General features: G+C 52.3%; 1 protein-coding gene. It reads right to left on the bottom strand.

The features are described 5' to 3' along the window. Positions 1 to 306 precede the first annotated feature (306 nt). On the bottom strand, positions 307 to 918 hold the full coding sequence (locus tag F451_RS0124360) for a 3'-5' exonuclease (RefSeq protein WP_020684021.1): 612 nt from the start codon (positions 916 to 918) through the stop codon (positions 307 to 309). Positions 919 to 1,238: the final 320 nt, after the last annotated feature.

The raw sequence follows: 1,238 nt of genomic DNA, 5'->3' as shown, positions 1-1,238 counted from the left end.
CGCCGCGGAAACCAGCATGTCCGCGCACCTGCGCCCGTTTCCGTGGCGTGATGTGCAAATAGGTAGGGAACCTATTTGCACACCAGGTTAATAAGAAGATTTATCCTGCTCTGGACGGCTGCGAAAAGGCCCTTTCAACAGCCAGCAGCCTGTCGGGCTTGGCCGGTCGTAACGAGGGAAAGTCCGTTTTGAGGCAGTTTTTGACCTCTTTTGAGGCGAATAGTGGTTCTATTTAACAAAAAAGAGTACACAAAATGGCCAAAATTGGCTTTTCCGCAGTAGATCAGTGTTAAGTCCGACAGGCTGCTAGAGACCGGTAATAAACCCGGGCACGGATTTTTTCGGCATTTTGCTGATTTTGTGGAGCAATTCAAAAGAAATGTCGCCAAGCCGGCAGCGACCTGACAGATTATCCAGCATCGCCAGCCAGAGCTTGGCGGTCATTTCAGAATCGTAGAGGGCACGGTGAAACACACCCTCGACGGGAATGTTGGCATAACGCACCAGCGTGCCGAGCTTGTAGTCCGGCGCTGCCTGCAAAAGCCTGCGCGCCAATAGCATGGAACAGACAAACTGCCCCGGATAGCGTACGCCAATCCGCGCAAATTCAGCATCCAGAAAACGCTTGTCGAAAGACGCATTGTGCGCAACCAGATTGAAATCACCGATAAAATCGGCGAACCTGAGCATTACCTCGGCATTTTCAGCAGCAGTGGCCAGCATCTCATTACTTATGCCGGTATAACTTTCGATAAATCCACTGACACGCTTCCCCGGATTCATCAATTCCTGAAAGCGCCCGGTTACCTGCCCGTTTTCAAGCCGCACCGCACCGATTTCGATGGCACGATCGCCATTATCGGGAGACAGTCCGGTGGTCTCGAAATCCAGAATAACCACCGTATCCGCATTGAACATAAGCCTGGTTCCCGCCCTTTAACCATCAATATCGGCGCGCATTATAGCGTTACCGCACGCTTGCGTCGCGGACAAGCCCTTGACCGCATTCGGCATATCCTTCACATCACAGCCAACAGGCAAACAAGCCTGTTGAGCTGCCAGATCAACAACACAAAAAACGTAAAAACCGCCCATTACGGGCGGTTCAGACATCATGATGGCGACGCGTAGCAATAACTAGGTGCCATAGGCATTAGCCGGCAGCCAGAGCACCAGCTGGGGCCAGAACACCAGGATCAGCAGGGCAATAAGCTGCAGGATGATGAACGGAATCACGC

Origin of the sequence: Marinobacterium rhizophilum DSM 18822, assembly GCF_000378045.1 — a bacterium.
Taxonomy (GTDB): Bacteria; Pseudomonadota; Gammaproteobacteria; order Pseudomonadales; family Balneatricaceae; genus Marinobacterium_A; species Marinobacterium_A rhizophilum.
Note: the sequence above shows the minus strand (reverse complement) of the source record. Positions and strands in the feature narration are given on the sequence as shown.